The 18,937-nt window shown below is 71.4% G+C and carries 22 protein-coding genes and 1 pseudogene; 13 read left to right on the top strand and 10 right to left on the bottom strand.

Going from position 1 to position 18,937, the window contains the following annotated elements; all coding sequences use genetic code 11:
• The first annotated feature begins 8 nt into the window (after window positions 1–8).
• Window positions 9–1,670 (top strand): CocE/NonD family hydrolase, encoded by a 1,662-nt coding sequence (locus tag Asi02nite_RS10865; RefSeq protein ID WP_203712329.1) that lies wholly within the window; start codon window positions 9–11, stop codon window positions 1,668–1,670.
• Between the two features lie 279 nt (window positions 1,671–1,949).
• On the top strand, window positions 1,950–3,053 hold the full coding sequence (gsmA, locus tag Asi02nite_RS10870) for a sporangiospore maturation cell wall hydrolase GsmA (RefSeq protein WP_203712229.1): 1,104 nt from the start codon (window positions 1,950–1,952) through the stop codon (window positions 3,051–3,053).
• Between the two features lie 112 nt (window positions 3,054–3,165).
• Here gsmA and rsgA read toward each other — a convergent pair whose 3' ends face one another.
• Window positions 3,166–4,218, bottom strand: a complete 1,053-nt coding sequence (rsgA, locus tag Asi02nite_RS10875) for a ribosome small subunit-dependent GTPase A (protein WP_203712230.1) — start codon at window positions 4,216–4,218, stop codon at window positions 3,166–3,168.
• A gap of 91 nt (window positions 4,219–4,309) precedes the next feature.
• On the opposite strand from rsgA, the gene Asi02nite_RS10880 reads away from it, so the two are divergent.
• The 4 genes from Asi02nite_RS10880 to Asi02nite_RS10895 all read left to right on the top strand — a co-directional run bounded on the left by Asi02nite_RS10880 (window position 4,310) and on the right by Asi02nite_RS10895 (window position 8,368).
• On the top strand, window positions 4,310–5,008 hold the full coding sequence (locus Asi02nite_RS10880; RefSeq protein WP_203712231.1) for a maleylpyruvate isomerase family mycothiol-dependent enzyme: 699 nt from the start codon (window positions 4,310–4,312) through the stop codon (window positions 5,006–5,008).
• A gap of 12 nt (window positions 5,009–5,020) precedes the next feature.
• Window positions 5,021–5,680, top strand: coding sequence for an MBL fold metallo-hydrolase (locus tag Asi02nite_RS10885; RefSeq protein WP_203712232.1), 660 nt, complete (start codon window positions 5,021–5,023; stop codon window positions 5,678–5,680).
• Between the two features lie 334 nt (window positions 5,681–6,014).
• Window positions 6,015–7,103: a polysaccharide biosynthesis protein gene (locus Asi02nite_RS10890; RefSeq protein WP_203712233.1), complete on the top strand. Its 1,089-nt coding sequence runs from the start codon at window positions 6,015–6,017 to the stop codon at window positions 7,101–7,103.
• Window positions 7,103–8,368 (top strand): glycosyltransferase family 2 protein, encoded by a 1,266-nt coding sequence (locus Asi02nite_RS10895; protein ID WP_203712331.1) that lies wholly within the window; start codon window positions 7,103–7,105, stop codon window positions 8,366–8,368. The genes Asi02nite_RS10890 and Asi02nite_RS10895 overlap by 1 nt, the downstream gene beginning before the upstream one ends.
• A 22-nt stretch (window positions 8,369–8,390) precedes the next feature.
• Here the strand turns inward: Asi02nite_RS10895 and Asi02nite_RS10900 are convergent, their stop codons facing one another.
• A complete protein-coding gene (locus Asi02nite_RS10900; protein ID WP_203712234.1) occupies window positions 8,391–8,735 on the bottom strand; it encodes a hypothetical protein in 345 nt (114 codons plus the stop codon).
• Window positions 8,736–8,974: 239 nt separating this feature from the next.
• On the opposite strand from Asi02nite_RS10900, the gene Asi02nite_RS10905 reads away from it, so the two are divergent.
• Complete coding sequence (locus Asi02nite_RS10905) at window positions 8,975–9,259, top strand: DUF427 domain-containing protein (protein ID WP_203712236.1); 285 nt, start codon at window positions 8,975–8,977, stop codon at window positions 9,257–9,259.
• Window positions 9,260–9,301: 42 nt separating this feature from the next.
• On the opposite strand, the gene Asi02nite_RS10910 is transcribed toward Asi02nite_RS10905, so the two are convergent.
• The 3 genes from Asi02nite_RS10910 to Asi02nite_RS10920 form a co-directional block, all read right to left on the bottom strand.
• Entirely contained in the window at window positions 9,302–9,808 is a 507-nt protein-coding gene (locus tag Asi02nite_RS10910; protein WP_203712237.1) for a hypothetical protein, read from the bottom strand.
• A gap of 92 nt (window positions 9,809–9,900) precedes the next feature.
• Window positions 9,901–11,001 carry an epoxide hydrolase family protein gene (locus Asi02nite_RS10915; RefSeq protein WP_203712238.1) on the bottom strand — a complete coding sequence of 367 codons (1,101 nt, stop codon included), beginning with the start codon at window positions 10,999–11,001 and terminating at the stop codon, window positions 9,901–9,903.
• Window positions 11,002–11,793, bottom strand: coding sequence for a maleylpyruvate isomerase family mycothiol-dependent enzyme (locus tag Asi02nite_RS10920; RefSeq protein ID WP_203712239.1), 792 nt, complete (start codon window positions 11,791–11,793; stop codon window positions 11,002–11,004). It lies immediately after the preceding gene.
• 120 nt (window positions 11,794–11,913) lie between these two features.
• Between Asi02nite_RS10920 and Asi02nite_RS10925 the strand changes: the two genes are divergently transcribed.
• Entirely contained in the window at window positions 11,914–12,312 is a 399-nt protein-coding gene (locus Asi02nite_RS10925) for a VOC family protein (protein WP_203712240.1), read from the top strand.
• 9 nt (window positions 12,313–12,321) lie between these two features.
• Here Asi02nite_RS10925 and Asi02nite_RS10930 read toward each other — a convergent pair whose 3' ends face one another.
• Together Asi02nite_RS10930 and Asi02nite_RS10935 are read right to left on the bottom strand one after the other, a co-directional pair.
• Complete coding sequence (locus Asi02nite_RS10930) at window positions 12,322–13,422, bottom strand: glycosyltransferase (RefSeq protein ID WP_203712241.1); 1,101 nt, start codon at window positions 13,420–13,422, stop codon at window positions 12,322–12,324.
• Window positions 13,423–13,439: 17 nt separating this feature from the next.
• A complete protein-coding gene (locus Asi02nite_RS10935) occupies window positions 13,440–13,904 on the bottom strand; it encodes a DoxX family protein (protein WP_203712243.1) in 465 nt (154 codons plus the stop codon).
• A 180-nt stretch (window positions 13,905–14,084) separates the two neighbouring features.
• Between Asi02nite_RS10935 and Asi02nite_RS10940 the strand changes: the two genes are divergently transcribed.
• The 5 genes and pseudogenes from Asi02nite_RS10940 (at window position 14,085) to Asi02nite_RS10955 (ending at window position 16,228) form a co-directional block, all read left to right on the top strand.
• Entirely contained in the window at window positions 14,085–14,642 is a 558-nt protein-coding gene (locus Asi02nite_RS10940; RefSeq protein ID WP_203712244.1) for a dihydrofolate reductase family protein, read from the top strand.
• Window positions 14,639–14,710: pseudogene (locus Asi02nite_RS42290) on the top strand (hypothetical protein); the annotation flags it as partial. The gene Asi02nite_RS10940 and the pseudogene Asi02nite_RS42290, both read left to right, overlap by 4 nt.
• A gap of 82 nt (window positions 14,711–14,792) precedes the next feature.
• Window positions 14,793–15,371, top strand: a complete 579-nt coding sequence (locus Asi02nite_RS10945) for a tyrosine-protein phosphatase (protein WP_275410306.1) — start codon at window positions 14,793–14,795, stop codon at window positions 15,369–15,371.
• A 10-nt stretch (window positions 15,372–15,381) separates the two neighbouring features.
• The gene (locus Asi02nite_RS10950) at window positions 15,382–15,804 is read left to right on the top strand and encodes an RpiB/LacA/LacB family sugar-phosphate isomerase (RefSeq protein ID WP_203712245.1); all 423 of its coding nucleotides are present in this window, start codon (window positions 15,382–15,384) and stop codon (window positions 15,802–15,804) included.
• On the top strand, window positions 15,797–16,228 hold the full coding sequence (locus Asi02nite_RS10955) for a GNAT family N-acetyltransferase (protein WP_203712246.1): 432 nt from the start codon (window positions 15,797–15,799) through the stop codon (window positions 16,226–16,228). Before Asi02nite_RS10950 ends, Asi02nite_RS10955 begins: the two co-directional genes overlap by 8 nt.
• Window positions 16,229–16,343: 115 nt before the next feature.
• Here Asi02nite_RS10955 and Asi02nite_RS10960 read toward each other — a convergent pair whose 3' ends face one another.
• Genes Asi02nite_RS10960 through Asi02nite_RS10970 form a run of 3 tightly spaced genes read right to left on the bottom strand, consistent with a single transcriptional unit; the run spans window position 16,344 to window position 18,935 of the window.
• On the bottom strand, window positions 16,344–16,817 hold the full coding sequence (locus tag Asi02nite_RS10960; RefSeq protein WP_239126633.1) for an NUDIX domain-containing protein: 474 nt from the start codon (window positions 16,815–16,817) through the stop codon (window positions 16,344–16,346).
• A gap of 32 nt (window positions 16,818–16,849) precedes the next feature.
• Entirely contained in the window at window positions 16,850–18,655 is a 1,806-nt protein-coding gene (gene ptsP, locus Asi02nite_RS10965) for a phosphoenolpyruvate--protein phosphotransferase (protein WP_203712247.1), read from the bottom strand.
• Window positions 18,648–18,935 (bottom strand): HPr family phosphocarrier protein, encoded by a 288-nt coding sequence (locus tag Asi02nite_RS10970; protein WP_203712248.1) that lies wholly within the window; start codon window positions 18,933–18,935, stop codon window positions 18,648–18,650. Before Asi02nite_RS10970 ends, ptsP begins: the two co-directional genes overlap by 8 nt.
• Window positions 18,936–18,937 lie beyond the last annotated feature (2 nt).

Below are 18,937 nucleotides of genomic sequence, written 5' to 3' on the forward strand. Positions count from 1 at the left end.
GTGAGATCGTGCTCGCCCAGGTCGCGACCTACGCCGCCGCCCGCGCGCTGCGCCTGCCCCCGGCCGTGCCGGGCAAGGTCAGCTACCGCCGCAACCAGCGCATGCGCGCCCGCGACGGCGTCGCGCTGATGACCGACTATTACGCCACCGACGTGCCCGACGCGGGTACGGTGCTGATCCGCACGCCGTACGGGCGGGGCGGGCCGGTGACCCTGCTCGGGCGGCTCATCGCTTCGCGTGGGTTGCACACGGTGATCCAGTCCTGCCGCGGCACGTACGGGTCCGGCGGCACGTTCGAGCCGATGCTGCACGAGCGCGAGGACGGCATCGACACCGTGGACTGGCTGCGGCGGCAGCCCTGGTACAACGGCAACCTGGGCATGTTCGGCTCCAGCTACCAGGGATTCACCCAGTGGGCGGTGGCGCCGTACGTCGGCGACGAGCTGCGGGCGATGGTGCTGGTCTGCACGGCCTCGTCGGCCCGCGACTCGACCTACGCGGGCGAGGCGTTCTCGCTCGACACCGTGCTGACCTGGGCCGAGCTGCTGGCGGCCGAGGGCGCGCCGTTCTTCAGCCGCCAGGCCGAGCTGCGGCGCGGGCAGCCCAAGCTGTTCCGCGGGCTGGCGACGCTGCCGCTGGAGACCGCGGACGCGGTCGCCACCGGGGCCGCGGTGCCGTTCTTCCAGGAGTGGCTGCGCGAGGTCGCGCCGGACGCGGCCTACTGGGCCGACCGGGTGTTCGACGCCGGCGTGACCTCGGTCAAGGCGCCGATCGCCATGATCACCGGCTGGTACGACATCTTCCTGACCGCCCAGCTCCGTGACTACGCCGCGCTGAAGGCGGCGGGGGCCGACCCGTACCTGATGATCGGGCCGTGGACCCATGGCAGCCCCGGGCTGCTCACCGCCTGGATGCGGGAAGGGCTCGCGTTCCTCTGTGACCGGATGCCGCGGGGTGGTGACGCGGCGGCGGCGCTGCGCGGGCGGTCGGGCGGGGCGCCGTGGGACGGCGAGGTGCGGCTGCACGTGGCCAACGCCGGGTGGCGCTCGGAGCGGGCGTGGCCGCCGCCGGGGCGCTCGGCCGAGGTGCTGCTGCGGCCGGGCGGCGGGCTCGGCGCGTCGCCGGGCGTGGGTGAGCCGTCCAGCTTCTACTACGACCCCGGCGACCCGACGCCGTCGGTCGGTGGGGCGGTGCTGACCGCGAACCGGGCGGGGCGGGTCGAGAACGGCTCGGTCGAGAGCCGCGACGACGTGCTGGTGTTCACGGGCGCGCCGCTGGAGTCGCCGTTCGACATGGTGGGCGAGGTCGCGGCGACGATCTACATGGGCGGGGAGCCCGAGTTCTTCGACGTGTTCGTGCGGCTGTGCGACGTGGACCCGCGCGGACGGTCGTTCAACGTGTGCGACGGGCTGGTCCGGGTGGTGCCACGGCGGTTCCGCCGGGATGCCGACGGGGTGACGCGGGTCGAGGTGCCGATGTACCCGACCGCCTACAGGTTCCAGGCCGGCCACCGGCTGCGGGTGCAGGTGGCGGGCGGGGCGCATCCACGGTGGGCGCGGAACCCGGGGACCGGGGAGCCGCTGGGGTCGGCGGTCGAGATGCGCGGCGGGCGGCGCTGGGTCTATCACGACGAGGCTCGGCCGTCGGCGGTGCGGTTCACGGTCGTCTGAGCGCTTCGACGGCCTTGTAACAGCAGTGTGTTGGTTGCCGCTGCTTGCTTCTGGCGCGCGCCGTCGCGCGTATCTCCGCGTCATTGATCTTCAGATCCCTGCCCCCAGCTCCTCTTCCCCGTGGCCCTGCGGCGTCCCTCGTCCGGACAAATCGGATGTTCATGACTTTTGTTCGCGGTTTCCTCGCTTTTCCCGCCTGTCTCATTTCCGGCAAATAGCCTGAATTGACCGCTGGCGGAGCGGACCGTCGGGGGCTTCTGGTGGAACGGGGGACCGACGGTGCCATCTGCTCTCACGCGCGCGCTGCTCGCCGGCGCTCTGGCCGCCGCGGCGGCGGTCACCTTCCTGCCGGGCGTGGCCGCCGCGGCGCCGACGGCTACGGTCGCTGCGAACGGACCGCTCAATCTCCGAAGTGGACCGTCCACGGCGGACTCGCGTACCGGCTCGGTGGCCGACGGTGCCAAGGTGACCGCGGTCTGTCAGGCGTTCGGCCAGGAGATCGCGGGTACGCAGCGCAAGACGCCCTACTGGGACCGCCTCTCCAACGGCCACTACGTCTCGGACGGCTACCTGAAGTGGTCGCCGGCGCGGCCGACGCTGCCCTGGTGCTCCAGCAAGGGCGCCACAGTGTCCAAAGTGAGCAGTGGCGGCGGGAAGGTCAACGTGCGGGCCGGCGCGAGCACCGGCACCGCCATCCTCGGTACGCTCGCCAACGGCAGCGGGCTGGCGATCGAATGCCAGGTGTGGGGCCAGAAGGTGACCGGCCACGCCCGCACTACGAACGCCTGGAACAAGCTGACCAACGGGCGGTACGTCAGCGACGCGCTCGTCTCGTACAGCAAAGGTCTGCCGAATCTGCCGTGGTGCGGCCAGACGCCGCCGACGGTGCCTCCGGCGGGCGCGGCGGCGTTCGTCTCCCGCGTCGCGAAACCGGCGCAGTTGGGCTTCCAGAAATACAAGGTGCCGGCCTCGGTGACGATCGCGCAGGCGATTCTCGAGTCGGGTTGGGCGCGCTCCTATCTGACGCGGCGCGACCACAACTACTTCGGCATCAAATGCTTCGGGTCGCCGGGGACGATCGCGCTCGGTTGCCGCAGTTATGCGACGCAGGAGTGCGAGAACGGCAAGTGCTACGACACGACGGCGACCTTCCGCGCCTACAAGGACGCGACGGCGTCGTTCGCGGACCACGGCTATTTCCTCACCGTGCACGACCGCTACGACAAGGCATTCAAGTACAGCAACAACCCGAACCAGTTCGCTAAGGAAATCCACAAGGCCGGGTACGCGACGTCACCGTCGTACGCCAACGACCTGATCAAAATCATGAAGTCGTACGACCTGTACCGGTTCGATCCGAAGTCCCGGGCGGCGCGGAGCTAGCGTCTCGGCGGGTGCGGCGAGGCCTGGCAGCGGCTGGGCCTCGCCGGCTTTTGTCGGCTCTCGAAGCGGCGTGCGCTGACCGCCGCCGCGTGGCCCGGGACGCCGCGTTCACTCAGCGGGCATCGCGGAGCCGCTGCTGTTTGAGCCGGGCACGCTCGGCCTGTGCCTGACGGGCCGCCCGGCGCCGGGTCTCATACGCCACTTCCCGCTGAAGGCGCTGCCAACTCTCCCAGCGGCGCGGGCTGAGATCGCCGTCGGCCAAGGCCGCACGGACCGCGCACCCGGGCTCCGCCTCGTGAGCACAGTCGGCGAACCGACAGGCGGCCACGACCTCGGCCACGTCGGCAAAGGCCCGGTCGAGACCCTCGGCCCCCTCAAGCAGGCCGACCTGCCGCATCCCGGGCGTATCGAGCACCGCACCGCCGCCCGGGATCGGGATCAGCGCGCGGTAGGTCGTCATGTGCCGCCCCTTGCCGTCGCTCTCCCGGACGGCCCGCGTCGCCATGACGGATGCGCCGGCGAGTGCGTTCACCAGCGTCGACTTGCCGGCGCCGGACGGACCCAGCAGCCCCAGCGTGCGGCCGGGAGCGACCAGCGGTTTCAGCTTGTCGAGGCCCTGCCCGGTGCGGGCGCTGACGGTCAGGATCTCGACGCCCGGCGCGGACCGGGCCAGGTCTCTCGCGACCGCCTCGGGGTCGGGCGCGGTGTCGCACTTGGTCAGCAGCACGAGCGGGCGCGCGCCGGAGTGCCAGGCGAGGGCGAGCAGGCGCTCGACGCGCCCGACCTCGGGAGCGGGATCCATGGGCTCGACCACCGCGGCGACGTCGAGGTTGGCGGCCAGCACCTGCCCGGACGAGTCCTTGTCGGCGGTACGCCGCACGATCGCGGTGCGCCGGGCCAGGACGGCCTCGATCGTGACCCGGTCGTCGGGCCAGGCGCGCACCAGCACCCAGTCGCCGGCGCACGGCAGCCGGGCGGGGTCGCGGGACGCGGCGGCCAGCACGGCGCCGGCGAGGCTGGCGCGGACGGGACCGCCAGCGGCCAGCACGGTGCAGACGCCGCGGTCGACCCGGGCCACCCGGCCCGGAACCACGTCGGCGTCGAGCACCGGCAGGTCACCGGCGTAAGCGGCGTCCCACCCGAGGGACGCGAGATCAAAGATCATGGGTGCCTTTCCTTCGTTGGCATCGACGGTAGGCCGCCGTCGAGGGGGCCGAAACCGAATTCCGGCGGGGGCACCGACTAGGGTGGTCATCGTGACCACGGACCCGCTGGCGCTGATGGCCGAGGTCGACCGCGCGACGGACCGGTTGATCGCGACAGCGGCCGCTTTCGACGACGCCGCGGTCGCGGCCCCGTCCCTCCTGCCGGGCTGGACCCGCGGCCACGTCCTGGCCCACGTGGCCCGCAACGCCGACGGCATGCGCAACCTGCTGACCTGGGCGCGCACGGGCGTGGTCACGCTCCAGTACGAGCCGGGCCAACGCGAGGCCGACATCGAGGCGTACGCTTCGCGCCCCGCGGCCGAGCACCTGGACGACCTACGCGCCTCCGCGGCCGCCTACTCCGCGGCGGCGGCGTCGCTGACCCCGGAGCAGTGGACGACCACCCTCGACGTCCCCGGCCACCCGCAGTCGGCGGCGTTCGGCGTGTGGCGCCGCCTGCGCGAGGTCGAGGTGCACCACGTCGACCTGGGCGCGGCGTACGGGGCTTCCGACTGGCCCGACTGGTTCGGCCACCGCCTGCTGCACGAGGTGGTCAGCGACCTGGACTCTTCGGTGCCGCTGGTGCTCCAGCCGGCCGGCGCCGGCCACCCCCTGGTCGTCGGCGCCGACGGCCCGGTGATCTCAGGCTCGGCCTGCGCCCTGGCGGCGTGGTTGACGGGCCGCTCGTCGGGCGCGGACCTGTCGGTGTCGCCGTCCGGCCCTCTGCCCACCCTACCCACCTGGATGTAACGGAGAACCGCCATGTCGTCGTCGTACACCGGCAACGTCGAGCCCGGCGGCGCGCCGGACGTCCGCGAGCTGCCCAACCTGCGCATCACCAAGCTGTCGGTGGGCCCGATGGACAACAACGCCTACCTGCTGGAGTGCATCCCCACGGGTGATCTCCTGCTGATCGACGCGGCCAACGAGGCACCGCGCCTGCTGGAGCTCGTAGGCGACCGCCGCCTGTCCACTGTGGTCACCACGCACCAGCACATGGACCACTGGGTGGCGCTGGAGGAGGTCGTAGCGGCAACCGGCGCCCGCGCCCTGGTCCACCCGGACGACGCGGACGGCCTACCGATCGCCACGTCCCCGGTGGTCGACGGCGACCGCATCCCGATCGGCGACTGCGAGCTAGAGGTCATCCACCTGGTCGGCCACACACCGGGTTCGATCGCCCTGGTCTACCGCGACCCGTCAGGAGTCCCGCACCTCTTCACGGGCGACAGCCTGTTCCCGGGCGGCGTCGGCAACACGCACGACGACCCGGTGGCTTTCACGTCCTTGATCGGCGACGTGGAACGCAAACTCTTCGACGCCCTCCCGGACGACACCTGGTTCTACCCGGGCCACGGCAAAGACTCGACCCTGGGCACGGAACGCCCGTCGCTCCCAGAATGGCGCGCCCGCGGCTGGTGACTGAGCCGGGCTGGACGCAAGCCCGCGTGATCGACGTGCCACTTTAGAGATCGTCCAGTTGGACGCGGGAGGCCTCTAGTTGACGCCTTGGCCTGCCAGATGGACGGCCGCGATCGGCCAAAGCGCCGTTGCGTGATCGACCGCTGGGCAACGGCGGAAGTCCTGCGCTACATCCGCGCCGGACGGAGCGGCGAGCCTGAATCGGGTCAACCGGACGAAGGATGAACAACAGGGCAGGAAACGGACACACTTGCGTCGGTCGGCCGCTTCGCGCCGGCCATCGCCCCTGCGACGGCGAATCGTCTTCGCAGTTCGTGTCCGGAAGGCTCCACGGTTGTCCACTCTGGTCTCTGCGACGGTCAACGACCTGATCGGTCGCGACGTCACGATCACGTACTCCGCCCAGGCCCGGGCGTCGGTCGACGGTAAACGGTTCTTGGTCACCGGGGCCGGCGGCTCGATAGGCAGTGAAATCGTGCGTCAGTTGGTCTCACTTGGCGCTGGCGCCGTTTACATGCTCGACCACGACGAGGGAGCGCTCCACGCGCTTCAGCTCGAGCTTCGGGGGCACGGGCTGCTCCAGGACGACACGGTTCTGCTCGCCGACATCCGTGACGGCAGGACACTCCGGAGGATCTTCGCCGAGGTAGCGCCGACGACTGTGTTCCACGCGGCGGCCCACAAGCATCTGCCCTTACTGGAGCGCTTTCCCGCCGAGGCGGTCCGGACGAATGTGTTGGGTACCGCGAACACGGTACGTGCCGCCGCCGCGGCCGGAGTGCGCCGTTTCGTGAATGTGTCGACCGACAAGGCCGCAGCGCCGGTATGTGTACTGGGCGCGACGAAGCGCGTAGCAGAAGTGGTTACGGCTCGGGAGGCCAAGCCCGGAACGGCGGTCGCATCGGTTCGCTTCGGCAACGTACTCGGAAGTCGAGGGTCTCTGCTTCCGACGCTGCACTGGCAGCTGACGCATGGCGTCCCGGTCACGGTGACCGATCGTGCGGCGACCCGGTTCTTCATGACCATCCCGGAGGCCTCCAGCTTGGTCATCGAGGCGTCGGCAATGGCCAGCACCGGCGAGACGTACGTACTCGACATGGGGACTCCCGTGTCAATCCAAGGTCTGGTCAACCGGTACGCACGACACCTGGGCGTTCCTGCTCCGCGCATCGAGTACACCGGGTTGCGCCCGGGGGAGAAGTTGCACGAAGAGTTGAGTGACGGCGCGGAAACGCGGGGGTCGACCGAGCACGAACGGATCTGGCGGATGACGTCCACCGCGCCCTGCCCGACGGACTTCCCGGCGCGGCTGCAGCGGCTGGGCCACGCCGCGGCCAGCGGTCGCGACCACGCGATCAGGGCCCATCTCTGGTCCTTGCTGCCGGTGGGATCGGCCGCTCGAGCCGTGACGGCGGCGGCGTGATGATCTCGTACACCTGGCTCGCATGGCTCGTCAGCCTGCTCTGTCTGCCGCTGCTGTACGTCTTGATCGACACGCTCGGCGGCCTTCGCGGCAAGCACCACCGCGGCATTGCGACCCCGCACCCGCCCGTCGAGGACTTCACCGTCCTCGTACCGATCTACGGCGATGTCCGCTACCTCGAGAACGTCGCTTACCTGGCCGAGTACGGCGCCCGCGTCGTCCTCTGCACCACCGCGAGCGAGACGCCGGCCTTTTATGCGGCGCTCGACGAACTCTCCGCCGTTCACGGGTTCCGCGTCTTCCGTGGCACTGTCCCGGTGACGCAGGCCAACGCCGGGGCCTCGGGACGGCGTGCTACCAGCGGTACGATCCGCGATCGACTGATCCGCGATGCCCTTCAGTTCGTCGACACCCCGACCGTGGTGTGCATCGACGCGGACACGACCACGACCCGACCTCTGCAAGAGCTTGTCGGCACCTTCGTCGGGAATCAGTTCGATTTCGCGTCCGTGCGCTTGATCCCCTCGAATACCGACCGGCTTCTTGGCCGACTACAGGCCTACGAGTACCGGTTGTCCATGCAGATGCGCCGCATCGCACCCTGGATGGTTTCGGGCGCCTGTCATGTTGCCCGCACCCCCGTCCATCTCGAAGTGATGCGCCGGCATTCGTTGTTCTTCCAAGGAAACGACGTCGAGGCCGGCATCATCGCGTCAGCCTTGGGCTACCGCGTCGGCCACATCCCGTTCGATGTGCCGACGACCGTTCCCGACCGGATCAAACCCTGGTTTCGGCAACGCCTCGCATGGGCCGGCGGTGAGTTCCGGCTCTTCGCGCTGAACCTCCACCTGGCCCGCCGACACCCCTGGTTCTGGGCCTATGGGACTCTCATCACCCTTGTCGGTCTGCCACTGCGGTGGGCATCCGCGAGTCATCCTGCTTGGCCGCTCGCTGCCCTCGCCATCCTCTACTTCGGTGGCTGCCTTTACCTTCACTACCGCCACCGCGGCTGGACTCTTCTGCTACTTCCCTTCTACACCGCGTTCAACAGCCTGGTCATGACTCCACTGGGCGCCGTCTGGTACGCCGTCATGGCGGTTCGTGATCGCAACCCCGGCATCATCAGAACAAGATTGACGAGGTATCCGGCGGCAGCATCGATCACGCAAGCGAGAGAGCTTCTGGCGATCGAAGCGCTTTCGACGGATACGCAGATCCTTCCAGTCGTCCCGTCGCGCGCTCGACCGATCGAGGCGTCGCATTGATGGGCGTCCGGCTGGCCGTTCGTCACTGATCGTGCGCCGTTGAGATCGACTGGTCAATCGTCAGCGACCTCGAGGTGGGATCGGGCGTGAGCCAGCCCGTTGACTCGTCGCTCGGCAGCAGTGTGGCCCAGTCGATCTCGTCTCGGTGTCGCACGGTGGGGTTCAGGAAGAGAACGAACGTCCACGTGTCCTGACCGGTTGGGCCACACCAGGCCATGCCTCGAATGCAGGGTCGTTCCGCGAGCAGGTCGTACTCCTCGGGGACGAAGCCGTCACACCAGAACTGTCGAAGGTCCTTGTCGGTGAAGCCGCGGAACTCGGCGGACACTCGATACTCCAGCCGGAGCCAGAAGTCGTCCTCGTTCATGAATGCCTCCTCGGCCAGCCATTACAGCGCCGGCCGTGGATTCTGTCGATATCACCGCGCCTGCTGGTCGGCGTTCGGCGCGTCGTTCGGCCTTGCTGGCTCTGCCGTACAGGGGCGACTGCTGGCCATAACCGGCGCGGCCGGGCACAGCTTCGATCCGACCGGGATCGGATCGTCGGCGGCGTCGGTCGGGACGGTGCTGGTGGGCAGCACCCCGTGATTCGGCATAGGTTGGCGGCATGCCGAAAGCGATCTGGAAAGACCTCGTCATCGCCGACTCCGATGACACCGTCGTCGTCGAGGGCAACCACTACTTCCCCCGGGCGTCGCTGCGGGATGACCTGATCAAGGAGTCGGGGACGCACACCGTGTGTCCCTGGAAGGGCACCGCCTCCTACTACTCCCTCGAGCATGACGGGCAGGGCAGCGCCGACGCTGTCTGGTACTACCCCGATCCGAAGCCTGAGGCCGAGATGGTGCGTGATCGGGTGGCGTTCTGGAAGGACGTCCGCGTCGTCGACTGAGCGGCACGGGCGCCAACGCGACGTGGCGCCCGTCACCGCAGCTCAGCGTGCTGCGTAGCAGATGACGTAGACCGTGCCCCGGCCCGGCTGGTCGGTCGCGTTGTCGAACGCCGCCCGCCAACCGAGGAAGGCACCGCCCGAGCCGACCACCGGCGCGCTCGCCACCAGCGAGACGTTGTCCGAGTCGAGCTCGTGGCCGCCGCCGGTAGGCGTGGTGCCCGTGGGGCAGAACGCGACGATCGACTCCTCGTCGGCGCGGGCCGGGATCACCTCCGTCTCCGTGATGATGCGGTTGCCGGTCAGGCCCGACGCACCGGGCGGACCCTGCGGACCCCGCGGGCCGCGTACGTTCCAGAACACCTGCTCCTCCCACCGGGTGCAGTCGCGCGCGCCGGTGTTGATGCGCACCTCACCGGACTTCCTGTTGACGCAGGCGATGATCACGCCTGCCCCTTCGGACGGCCCGGCCGCGGCGATGCCGCCGAAGACCAGCAGGGCCGCGGCCACGAGGCCGGCGACGCCCAGCGAGCGTCGGGTTGGCGATGTCATGGTGCTCTCCTCGAGACGTTGCGGTCGCTCCGGCGGGAAGCTCAAGGCCGGTTATATCGAGGAGAAAGTCCGGATTTGTGTAGCCACTCCGCTCAGAGCCGCGCGGCGAACGTCGTCAGCTCGGCGACGAACGCCTCAGGCTGCTCCCACGCGCCGAAGTGACCGCCCCGCGCGGGCTCGCCCCAGTGGACGATGTTCGCGAACCGCCGTTCCGCCCACCGCCGCGACGGGCGCGGCACCTCGCGCGGGAACACGGTGCAGCCGGTCGGCACCCGTACCCGATCGGTCGTCTGCGCGGTGAACCACCGCGACACCTCCGCGATGCTCTCCCGGTAGAGGCGGGTCGACGAGGCCCCGCTGCGGGTCAGCCAGTAGAGCGTGACGTCGTCCAGGACCTGGTCGCGGGTGAGCACCGTGGACAGGTCGCCGTCGTGGTCGGCCCAGGACCAGATCTTGTCGACGATCCACGCGCACAGGCCGGCGGGGGAGTCCACAAGGGAGTAGCCGAGCGTCTGCGGCCGGGTCGCGTGCACGACGGAATAGCCGGAATCCGCGGCGCGCACGGCCAGGTCGGCGAGCGCCGCCGCTTCGGCGGGCGTCGGGTCGTCGTCGGTCGGCGCCACCAACGGGGGTACGAGGTGGAGGCCGATCAACCGCTCCGGCACCTGCAGGGCCAGGCTCGTCGACACGCTCGTGCCCCAGTCACTGCCCTGCGCGATGAAGCGGTCGTAGCCGAGCGCGCTCATCAAGGCCGCCCACGCCCGCGCGATGCGGTGGATGTCCCAGCCCGGCTCGGTCGGCTTGCCGCTGAAACCGTAGCCGGGCAGGGACGGGACCACGACGTCGAAGCCGGCCGCGACGAGCGGCGCCACCGCGGCCTCGTACTCGAAGAACGATCCTGGCCAGCCGTGCGTCAGCAGCACCGGCAACCCGCCGCCGCGCGCGTGCAGGGCGTGGATCCCGAGCCCGTCGACGGTGACCGTGACCTGCGGGATCTGGTTGACCCGGTGCTGGGTCGCACGCCAGTCGTAGCCGTCGGCCCAGTAGGAGACCAGATCCCGCAGGTAGTCGAGCGGCACGCCCTGCGCCCACCCGTCGACCGGCGCCGGCTCCGGCCAGCGGGTGGCCCGGAGCCGGCGCCGCAGGTCGTCCAGGTCGGCCCGCGGCGTGTCGACGCGGTAGGGCGTGACCACTCAGAAGCCGGGGAACACCCGGCGTAGGTCGTCGAGGGTCAGCGGGCCGTCGAGCTTGACCGGCGCCGCCGCGTGCTCCGTCTTCAGCCGACCGGTGACGAGCCGTAGCCAGGTCTCGGCGGGTAGCCGCAGCGTGCCGTCGGCCTCGGCGGGCGCGGCGGTCAGCGAGATCTCGGGGCCGAGCACGAGGCCGAACGACTCGGGCACGTCGGTGAGCTCGACCGCCAGCGTCGCCGCCTTGCCGTCGAGGTGCTCCGGCTTGGCGACCCAGCCGAGCATGTGCGACATCTGGCCGAGCAGCAGCGGTGCCGCGGCGGCGTCGACGGTGGCCGCCGGGTCGAAGGCGACCGCGACGTCCCAGGCGTGCAGCGCGAACTCGGATAGGCGCATGGTCCCCGACGCGGCGACGTCGACCGGCGCGGGCATCCACGAGTACGTCACGCGTACGCTCTCGCGCTCCTGCTCGTCGAGCGACTCGTAGCGCTTGACCAGCGCCTCGTTGGCGGTGAGCACCCAGTCGGCGCGCTCCTGGCGGGAGGCGTCGTCCCACTTGGCCCAGACGCCCTTGTTGAAGTCGCCGTCGGGCGGAGTGCTGCCGGTGATGCCGGCCTCCAGCGTCGCGAGGTTGATCTCCGCGCCGCTGCCCAGGTGGCTGAGCACCTGGGAGACGTCCCACTCGGCGGCACCGGAAGGACGGCCGAGGTCGTCGGCGGTGAACCGGGCGACGGCGGCGGCGAGGTCGTCGTGGCCGCTGCGCAGCACCGCGATGACGCGGTCGGCGGAGGATGCCATGAGGGTGAGCTCCAAACGCGAAGGGGGTTGTTCGCGACCGAGCCTATGCCGCCGCTGCCGGAAAGTGTCAGGGGCTGTGGATAGCGTCAGCGTCACCAATGGACGAGGAGGGGATCGCAGATGCTCCGGGGGATCGCGACGATGAGCTACTGGACCGACGACCTGGCCGCGGCCAAGCGGTGGTATGCCGACCTGCTCGGCATCGAGCCCTATTTCGAGGTGCCTGGCGGTTACGCCGAGTTCCGGCTCGGTGACTATCAGCAGGAGCTAGGGCTGATCGACCGGTCGTACGCGCCGGAGGGCACTCCGACGGGCGCCGGCGGCGTCGTCGCCTACTGGCACGTCGACGACATCGACGCGGCGCTGGAGCGGCTGACCGCCATGGGCGCGACGGTCCGGGACCAGCCCCGCGACCGTGGCGAGGGCTTCATCACCGCCACGGTCACGGACCCGTTCGACAACATCCTGGGCATCATGTTCAACCCCCACTACCGCGACGTCCTATCGCGGCGCGGCTGACGGCGGCGGTCAGCCGAACTTCGCGAAGACGGTCGAGGCGATCTCGGCCGGTGCCGGCATGGCGGCGATCTCGGCGGCCACCTCCGTCGACGCGGCCCGCAGGCGCGCGTCCTCGATTAGGCGACGCAGGGCCGCCGCGTCGATCCGCTTGACCGGCACCGCCAGACCCGCGCCGCGGTCGGCGATCCGCTGGCCGTTGTGGGTGCGGTCGCCAGGCCCGGGCGTGAGCAACTGCGGCACACTGGCCGCCAGCGCCGCGAAGATCGTGCCCGCGCCGCCGTGGTGGACGATCGCGCTCGCCGTCTCCAGGGCCTCCGGCACGGGTGCCCAGCCGACCGCGCGTACGTTCGGCGGCAGGGTCCGGCCACCGACCTTGTCGACGGCGCGGAGCAGCACGAACTCCGCGTCGACCGACGGTGCCAGGCGGATGATCCGGTCCAGCACCGAGGTCGACCCCGGCCCGGCGATCGTGCTGTGGCTGACCAGGATCCGGGGGAGCGTCCCCGGTTCACGCAGTGACTGGGGCAGGCTCGCCCCGCCGCCGTAGCCGACCGGCCGCAGCGGCTGGCCGCTCGCGCCCGGCACGACACTGTCGGGGCTGATCCGCAGCACCGCGGCGCTGGCCGGCACGTCGACCCGCGCCCGCATCTTCGCGGTCGTCACCGACAGCAGCAGCGCGTCGTCGAACAGCGTGTTGCCGTGCAGCACCGCCGGCACGTCGTGCCGGGCCGCGGCGACCGCACCGGCGCCGCACAGCGGTTCGTGCACGACCACGTCCGGGCGCCACCGGCCCACCAGCGCGGTGGTCGCCTCGACGAGCCGGTCGTTGACCGCGCCGAAGATGTGGCCGACCGCGTCCGTACCCGCCCGCCCCGCCAGTTCCCGCACCAGCAACCGCGGCCGGCTCAGCATGGTGCCGAGGGCGATCCGGCCGAAGTTGAACGGCCCGTCGACCACGTCCTCGACCGGGAACCCGGCGGGCGGCCGGGCAGCGGCGTCGCCGCCGGACGCGACGAGAACGTCGTGTCCGGCGGCGCGCAGCGCCTCCGCCAGCGGAACCATCGGATAGAGGTGACCGATCAGCGGGGCTGCGACGAACAGGATCCGCACGGGCTTGGTCCTCTTCTCTAGTCGGCGGCGGGCGGCACCAGCCGGGCGCCCAGGGCCCGGGCGGCGACGACGAGACCGGCGGCGGCGAGCACGATGTCCTTCGCCACATACTGCCCCTCGATCGTCGGTGTGCCGGGGAAAAGGTCGGTGAAGAACAGCAGAAGTGGCGACATGATCCCGACCAGGGACGCGGCCAGGACGACCAGACCGGTCTTCAGCAGCCGCCCCGTGACCAGCGTGAGGCCGATGAAGCACTCGGCCACCGCGGTCAGCAGCAGGGCACCGGTCCCGCTGACCAGGCCGAGGCTGAGCGTGTCGATCGTCCGGACGACCAGGGCCTCGGCCGGGCTGGCGCCGGGAAAGAACTTGAGCACCCCGAAACCGAGGAAGACCAGCCCCAGGCTGACCCGCAGGATGGCGATGCTGTGCCGGGCGAGCAGGTCGGTGAGCCGGCGCTGCGCGGCGATGGCGACCGTTGTCATGACGTCCGTCCCCTCGTGGAAGGTGTTGTCGCATCAGCGTCCCGGCCACGCGGCCGCGGGTCGTCCGGCCCGCGGCGGCGAAACCGGTACGGCATCGGCGGTACGCACCCTCGGGAGGCGTACGCCACGAGGCGGCCCGCCGCCCCGGAAATGTCGTACCCCGCTGATAGGTTCGGTGCCATGACCAGGGTGATCTTCGGTATGACCGTCTCGGTCGACGGCTACGTCGAGGACGCGGAGGGCAGCGCCGCGCCGCTCTACCCGGACCTGGCCGAGCTACGCCCGACCCACTACATGACCGAGATGGTCGACGAGACCGGCGCCGTGCTGATGGGCCGCCGCACGTTCGCGATGGCCGACCCCGACGGCTACGCCGGCGCCTACGAGTTCCAGGTCCCGATCTTCGTCGTCACTCACACGCCGCCGGCCACCCACCCCCGCGAGAGCGGCAACCTGACCTTCACGTTCGTCACCGACGGCGTCGAGGCGGCGCTGTCGGCGGCCAAAGCCGCGGCCGGCGACCGCGACGTCACCGTCGTCGGCGGCATCGACCTGGGCCACCAGTTGCTCACCCGCGGCCTGGTCGACGAGCTACGCCTCGACGTCATGCCCGTGCTGCTCGGCGGCGGCCGGCGGCTGTTCGAGCCCGACGCCGACCTGGCCGCGCTCGGCCTGCGCAAGACCCGCGTCATCGAGGTCGGCATGCGCACGTCGCTGCGTTTCACGGTGTCGCGATGAGACACATCGCGTTCGACCGGCTGCACAACTTCCGCGACGTCGGCGGCTATTCCACATCGGACGGTGCCACGACCCGCTGGGGCCGGTTCTACCGGTCCGACGGGTTGGGCAAGCTGACGGGCGCCCCCGGACGTGGCGAGGTTCCAGGCCTTGGGCGTCGGCACGGTGATCGACCTGCGCTACCCGGAGGAGGTGGCGCGGCGCGGGCGGGTCCCCGAATACGACGGCCTCGCCTACTACAACCTCTCCATCGAGCACCGCCCGCACAAGCAGGCGACGCTCGCCCGCGACGTCGAGACGGTGCGCTTCCTGGCCGACCGCTACGCGGAGGTCCTGGCCGACGGCGTCGTCGAGATCGCCCAGGCGCTGTCGGTCATCGCCGCCGCGCGGGACGCGCCGGTCGTGATCCACTGCGCGGCCGGCAAGGACCGCACGGGCCTGCTGACCGCACTGGTGCTGGCCCTGGTCGGCGTCGGCGACGAGGACATCATCGCCGACTACGCGCTCACCGACCTCGCCGCCGACAGGTTCGTCGCCGACTGGCAGGCCAACGCGGCCAACCCGCCGATCACCTGGCCCGGCTACGGCCGCGCCCCGGCGGAGGCGATGCGGCTGACGCTCAAGGAGTTGGCCGCCGAATACGGATCGGTGAGCGACTATGCCCGTGACCGACTAGGCACCGACGACGCCCTGCTGGCCGGGCTGAGGGCCCACCTGCTCGACACGTAGGGTTGGCGGTATGCGGGTGGCGTACGGAGCCGACGACGCGAACGAGACCACGCGGGCGGTCCAACAGGCGCTCGCCGACCGGGGCATCGAGGTCGTCGACGTGACCGGCGACCAGCAGTGGCCCGACATCGGCGCGGCGGTCGGCCGCGCGGTCGCCACCGGCACCGCCGACCTGGGCGTCGTCCTCTGCTGGACGGGCACCGGCACGGCCATCGCGGCCAACAAGATCGCCGGCGTCCGCGCCGCCCTGGCCTGGGACCCGTGGATCGCCGGCGGCGCCCGCAAGTGGAACGACGCCAACGTCCTCGCGATGAGCCTGAAACGCCTGGCGCCGGACGTGGCCGTCGAGGTCCTCGCCGCGTTCCTCGACACCCCGGCACCCGACCCGGACGAGGCCGCCAACATCGCCCGCCTCGGAGCCCTCGATGACTGACCTGCGCCGCGCCACCCCACGTGACCTGGCCGAGATCCTCGCCGACCTCCCGTCGTACTGGGGCGACCGCGACGTCCGCCACCTCCACCACCCGATGTTCGTCCGCGAGTTCGGCGACACCGCGTTCGTCTCGGGCGACGTCGACGGCTACCTGTTCGGCTTCGTGGCACCGGCCCACATCGGCTACATCCACGCGGTCGCGGTCCACCGACGCCGCCGCGGCACGGGTGTCGGCCGCCACCTGCACACGGCCTTCGCCGCAGCGGCCCGCGCCCGCGGCGCCACCCGCCTCAAGGCCATCACGGGCCCGGCCAACGCGGAATCGATCCAGTTCCACGAACGGATCGGCTTCAAAGCCGACCTGGTCACCGACTACAGCGGCCCCGGCCAGGATCGCGTCGTGCTCACCCGCGACCTGCCATAGAAATCAAGCGGTCCCGGGTCCGTCGTCGGCACGACCGTCGCTCCCGCCGGACACCGCTTCGCTGCCATCTCCGCGCCCGGTCACCGTTGACCCGAACCGATGAACAGACCGCGGTTCAGGCCGCCGTATGCGCTTTCAGTGCCCTCCGCACCCACGTCGAGACCGCCGATCCACCCGGCAGGTCCGTCAGGTCAATGGCCACCCACCGAGCTTCGGCGATCTCTCCGTTGCGCACCAGGCCGTCCGAGACGGCATGTGCGACGACAACTTTCTGGTAGCGCTGTCTGCCCTCGGCCGTCGTCAGGTGTTCCTCCAGCAGAAGCGCGCACGACCTGAGCGCGAGGCCCAGTTCCTCCATGCACTCGCGCCGGGCCGCCTGCTCGGGCGTCTCCCGGGTCGGCCGGTATCCGCCTCCCGGCAGCCTCCACAACGACCGGTTGCCGTAGCTGTGTCGGACGAGGAGCACCCGCCCAGCGTCCGACGGGTGAATGATCAGGGCCTTTACGCCGAAGGTCGTCGGCTTGACGATCCGCCGGTAGACCTTCCGGATGCGATAGAGGGGCCCGAACGCGTACGGAGGAATCCTCACGCGGCCATGATCCCGGAGGGCGGCATCCGGGGTCAGCCGGCCGCCGCGCGGGCCGCGGTCGGGTCCTCGGCCGACAGGACCGCGGTGGCCAGGCGTTCGCAGGCCTCACGGGTGTGGGCCGCGAGTGCGTCGCGGACCGCCGGGATCGCGTGGGCCGGCATCGACAGACTGCTGATGCCCAGCCCCGCGAAGACCGGTGCCAGACCCGGATCCGCCGCCGCCTCACCGCAGATGCCGACCGGCTTGCCGGCCGCGCGGCCCGCGCGGGCGCACATGGCCACCAGGTCGAGCAGCGCCGGCTGCCACGGGTCGAGCAGCTCCGCCAGGTCGCCGGCCATCCGGTCGGCCGCGAACGTGTACTGGCTCAGGTCGTTCGTGCCGATCGACAGGAACTCGACCTCGCGCAGCAGGGCGCGTACCCGAAGCGCCGCCGCCGGGATCTCCACCATCACGCCCGCGGACGCCAGTCCGGCCGCACGGGCGCGGGCAACGAAGTCCCGGGCCTCGGCCGGGGTCGCGATCATCGGCGCCATCACCCAGGCGGTCGCACCGGTACGGGCGGCGGCCGCGGCGATCGCGGCGAGCTGGCCGTCGAGCAGCCCGGGATCGCGCCGCGCGAGGCGCACCCCGCGGACGCCGAGCGCCGGGTTCGGCTCACCCGACTGCTCGAGGAACGGCAGCGGCTTGTCGGCGCCCGCGTCCAACGTGCGCACGACGACCTTGCGGCCGCCGAGGGCGTCGAAGACGGCCGCGTACGCCTCGACCTGCTCGTCATGGCTGGGTGCCTGCGCGCGGTCGAGGTACAGCAGCTCCGTGCGGAAGAGCCCGACGCCCTCGGCGCCCGCGACCGGGTCGGCCGCCGAACCCACGTTGGCCAGCAGTTCGACAGACCAACCATCGGCGGTACGGCCCGGCCCGGACGACGCCGCCGCCCGCGCGCGGCGTTCCTGCTCGCGCCGCCGGGTGTCCGCGACGGTGGCCTCGTCGACGCCGACCCGTACCGTGCCCGCCGCCCCGTCGACGGCGACCACCATCCCGTCGCGGAGCCCGGCCGCGCCGCCGCAGCGCACCACGGCGGGGATGCCGAGCGAGCGCGCCAGGATCGCGGTGTGGCTGGTCGGGCCGCCGGCCTCAGTGACCAGCGCGAGCACCCGCGCGGGGTCGAGCCCGGCCGTGTCGGCGGGCGCGAGGTCGGTCGCGACCAGCACGAACGGATGGTCGGGCGACGGGATGCCGGGCATCGGCGCGCCGCTCGACACGGCCACCGCGCGGTCGCGCAGGTCGTCCAGGTCGGCCACCCGCTCGGCGAGGTAGCCGCCGGCATCCAGAAAAGCCTGCCTGTGTACGGCGAACGCCGCGTCGATCGCGTGCGGTGCGTCGGAGCCCGCCCGGATCGCGTCGGCCACCGCCTCGTCCAGCACCGGATCCTCGGCCATCAGCACCTGCGCGCGGAGGATCTCGGCGGCGGTGGCGTCCCGGGTGGCCTCGGCCCGCCGCCCCAGCTCGGCCGCCACCTCCCGCAGCGCCGCCGCGGCGCCGGCCAACTCGGCCTCGACGTCGTCGACCACCCGCGGCGACGGCATCCGCGGCGCGTCACCCGCCCGACACACCGGGCCGGCGGCGAAACCGGGCGACACCCCGATGCCGCGCAACGGCTCCGCCGACGGACCCGGACGCACCCCGCCCGGCACCCCGCCGATCAGACCGGGGGTCGCTCCCGTGAGCCGCCCGGCGGGGACGCCGGTCTGTGATGGGGCGCTCGCCGCGACCGGCTGGCCGGCGGAGATGTCGGTGGGTGCGTCGGCCGGGAGGCTCGACGCGGCAGCCGCCTCACCCATCGGAGCCACCTTCCTCGGCGTCCAGGTCGCGGGCCAGCAGCGCCGCCAGGTCGTCGAGGACCACGTCGGCGCCGTCGCCCTCGGCGGTGATGGTCACCTCGGTGCCGCACTTGGCGCCCAGCGACAGCACCGACAGCATGCTGTTGGCCGGCACGGGCTTGCGGCCCGCCACATTGATCTTCACCGGCAGCGGAGCGGACCCCGCGGCGGCGACGAACAAGGCCGCCGGGCGGGCGTGCAGGCCGGTACGCGAGCCCACGGTCACGGTGCGGGACGGCATGG

Source organism: Asanoa siamensis (genome assembly GCF_016862555.1).
In the GTDB taxonomy this organism is placed as follows: domain Bacteria; phylum Actinomycetota; class Actinomycetes; order Mycobacteriales; family Micromonosporaceae; genus Asanoa; species Asanoa siamensis.